Genomic DNA, 2,658 nt, shown 5'->3' with positions numbered 1-2,658 from the left:
ACCAGCAGTAGGTGAAGCATCAACCAGATAATCCGATGAGATGCCGGTCTGTCTCACTCTCATGCAAAGGTAAGATCAACCATTTAATCCGCTTACCCGAAAAATAAAATAGTAACGTCGGATTATCGTCTCATTCGAGTTGGCCAGGGTGGGCAGCTAGCGTCGATATCGCTAGCCATCAAGTTAATTAATTCTTTCCCTAAAGTCAAATATCTGTTGAGAGCCAACGTTAAAGCAAAGGTTTTCAGGTGCAGAGCTGTTGGTATCCTTCTGTGTCAAACGTCTGTCTTGCTTGCCATAGGTCATAGTTTCGTTGTATTTGCAGCCAACTTTCAAGGCTACCTCCCAGGACTACAGATAGCTTAAGTGCCATTTCAGCAGAAACGTTGGTGTGTCCTATTAAAAGCCTTGAGACGGTTCGTGGTGATACTTTCAGGTGTCTGGCCAGTTTGGTTGGGCTAATGTCTAGCTCGGACAGGTATGTTGTTTGGATAAACATCGCCTGGATGTAACGGATTATATTCTTGCATTTTCTAGACCTCTCCCCAACGCTGAGAACCATGCAAAACTCTCAGGATATTAATATCGTCTTGTTTGGATTTCTGCTGATAAACCACGATATAAGGTGTACCTGTCACCACCAGCTCGCGAGTCCCTTTTACTCTACCTTCTCGTCCAATCTGTGGGTTGTCGGTCAACTTTGAGGTGGAAAACCAGATTTTATCGGCTGTTTCTATGGCCGCAATAGGATTATCCAAAGCGATGTAGTCTTCTATGGCCATCAAATCATCTTCAGCATGTCCTAACCATCTAATCATTCACAGCGTCCAGTCGAGACTTAGCTCTCTGTTTCATTCTTGTGCGAACGTCTTCTGCCTTAATCCATTTGGCATCCGGTGAATCAGCTTCGGCTAAGGCTGTATTAACCTGTTCACGAAACCATAAATCATGCTTTGCTGCTTCATGCGTTTGTCGCATTGCCTCGGCGCGATCGGGACGTTTGCGAGATGTTTTAACTCCGGCTGTATAGTCAGTTAAATCAGTTTCCAGCTTAGTAATTCCTAGCTTGGCAATGTACTCAATCAGCGTATCCATCTTAGACCAGGTTCTTACTTTGTTGCCAGGTGTTGTGGCGAGCACTCTACTTACTTGGCCATAATTCACCACCAATTCCCAGTGGTCGTTGTTAGGTACCGCTGTTGCCGAATGTACAAGCCCATCATCCACCAGCTGCTGCAGTGTTCTTTGGTTAATTGCCTGTAAGCTCATCATAGTCACCAATCAGAATTTAATTGTTTACAGTTTATTATTAACTGTTTAAACATTCAATTATTAATAACTCCCTTTATAGTTTGGCGAATACACAGCTAAAAGCTCAGTTCCAGAGGGATGTAGGTGTTTATGCAAAGAGTTGCGTGATCTGAACTCCATGAGAGAGTGGTTATGCGGGTCAGGAAATGTTTCTGACCCTCAGAATTACACTTTGAGGAGTCAAAATGATGCAACAAAATCTATCACTATCACACCAAGCAGCACCCAAGAGCACGGCCGCTATGGTGGCTCGTTTGAAACAGACAGATAGCGATTTTGAGTGGTATCCAACCACTACGGAAATCCTGAATATAATCAAAAACGATATCGATCACTTGATTGATGAGCGTTATCTGGAAAGCCAACCGTCTATTTTGGATTGTGGTGCTGGTGATGGACGTAGCTTGATGTATCTCACTGCTGGAAAAAAATACGCGATTGAGAAAGCAAAGCCCTTGATTTCTGCAATGGACCGGGAAATATTTGTCATTGGCTGTGCCAGAAAAGCGAATTACCTACAAATGCGAAGTTCAAATGACCGGATATAATCAGGCCCCACAGCAACATGGCAATCACACTAAAGCTTGCGCCAAACAAAAATAACGGTCTGAACGCCTGACGAAATAACGGTATGATGGCTTTTTCATGTTCTGATAATTCGGACATCATCTATACAAATCCGGTGTTAACTTTTCATCAAGGATTGATTTCCACTGCTTCAAAAATGTCGGGATCTTTTTCTCCAATCACTTCGAGTACTCCCCACGCTCCTTTATCTGTTCTCATCAAAGCATGATCCACCAGAACATAATGGCCGGGATAATCGACTTTAAACTCAACAATCGTGGCACCACCGGCCGGGATGTTTGTGGTTTGCACATTCTTAAACTGAGCACCATTCATTGAGGCTTCTGGATAGACGGTGTCAAAGATCTCGCCGACTAAATGAAATGAGGAGTTCATCGCTACCCCGCCATTACCTATATACAGCCTGACGGTATCGCCAACATTGACTTGCATATTGTCCACAACCGCACCGGTTCGCCCATTAAACACCACGTATTCCGGTTGTGAATCGAGCATTTTTTTAGCATCAAACACCTGCAAGCCTTTTCGGCCAATCGCACCAGTGGTGTAGATCTCACCTTGCATCAGATAAAACTCTTTATCTACCGGTGGTAAACCTGCCTCTGGCTCAACCAGAATAAGCCCATACATACCGTGGGCCATATGCACCGCCATATTAGGCACTGCACAGTGATAAACAAACAGTCCTGGATTCAATGTTTTAAATCGAATGGTTTTAGTTTCGCCAGGTTCGACGATGGTTGCTTCTCCCCCCCCCCC

General features: G+C 44.3%; 6 protein-coding genes. 1 reads left to right on the top strand and 5 read right to left on the bottom strand.

From position 1 onward, the window contains the following. Positions 1 to 244: 244 nt before the first annotated feature. From LGT40_RS00645 to LGT40_RS00635, 3 genes are read right to left on the bottom strand one after another with little or no spacing between them, the layout of a single operon-like run. Positions 245 to 499, bottom strand: a complete 255-nt coding sequence (locus LGT40_RS00645) for a HigA family addiction module antitoxin (protein ID WP_226069684.1) — start codon at positions 497 to 499, stop codon at positions 245 to 247. A 34-nt stretch (positions 500 to 533) separates the two neighbouring features. Then, the gene (locus LGT40_RS00640) at positions 534 to 818 is read right to left on the bottom strand and encodes a type II toxin-antitoxin system RelE/ParE family toxin (protein WP_226069682.1); all 285 of its coding nucleotides are present in this window, start codon (positions 816 to 818) and stop codon (positions 534 to 536) included. Beyond that, positions 811 to 1,272 (bottom strand): hypothetical protein, encoded by a 462-nt coding sequence (locus tag LGT40_RS00635; protein WP_226069681.1) that lies wholly within the window; start codon positions 1,270 to 1,272, stop codon positions 811 to 813. Before LGT40_RS00635 ends, LGT40_RS00640 begins: the two co-directional genes overlap by 8 nt. Before the next feature lie 224 nt (positions 1,273 to 1,496). On the opposite strand from LGT40_RS00635, the gene LGT40_RS00630 reads away from it, so the two are divergent. Beyond that, positions 1,497 to 1,859, top strand: a complete 363-nt coding sequence (locus tag LGT40_RS00630; protein WP_226069680.1) for a hypothetical protein — start codon at positions 1,497 to 1,499, stop codon at positions 1,857 to 1,859. Here LGT40_RS00630 and LGT40_RS00625 read toward each other — a convergent pair. Together LGT40_RS00625 and LGT40_RS00620 are read right to left on the bottom strand one after the other, a co-directional pair. Further along, the gene (locus LGT40_RS00625; protein WP_226069683.1) at positions 1,798 to 1,977 is read right to left on the bottom strand and encodes an NnrS family protein; all 180 of its coding nucleotides are present in this window, start codon (positions 1,975 to 1,977) and stop codon (positions 1,798 to 1,800) included. The genes LGT40_RS00630 and LGT40_RS00625 overlap by 62 nt on opposite strands. A 30-nt stretch (positions 1,978 to 2,007) precedes the next feature. Beyond that, positions 2,008 to 2,658, bottom strand: a 651-nt coding sequence (locus LGT40_RS00620) for a multicopper oxidase domain-containing protein (protein WP_226069679.1), incomplete at its 5' end; no start/stop codon positions are given.

This window comes from Methylophaga pinxianii (genome assembly GCF_020447225.1).
GTDB lineage: Bacteria > Pseudomonadota > Gammaproteobacteria > Nitrosococcales > Methylophagaceae > Methylophaga > Methylophaga pinxianii.
The sequence above is the reverse complement of the archived record's forward strand: the minus strand, read 5'-3'. Positions and strand labels throughout refer to the sequence as shown.

What these genes read in the sequence shown, in the direction of transcription:
- LGT40_RS00645 (WP_226069684.1), bottom strand. Translation starts at nt 499, where the DNA reads ATGTTTATCCAAACAACATACCTGTCCGAGCTAGACATTAGCCCAACC.
- LGT40_RS00640 (WP_226069682.1), bottom strand. Translation starts at nt 818, where the DNA reads ATGATTAGATGGTTAGGACATGCTGAAGATGATTTGATGGCCATAGAA.
- LGT40_RS00635 (WP_226069681.1), bottom strand. Translation starts at nt 1,272, where the DNA reads ATGATGAGCTTACAGGCAATTAACCAAAGAACACTGCAGCAGCTGGTG.
- LGT40_RS00630 (WP_226069680.1), top strand. Translation starts at nt 1,497, where the DNA reads ATGATGCAACAAAATCTATCACTATCACACCAAGCAGCACCCAAGAGC.
- LGT40_RS00625 (WP_226069683.1), bottom strand. Translation starts at nt 1,977, where the DNA reads ATGTCCGAATTATCAGAACATGAAAAAGCCATCATACCGTTATTTCGT.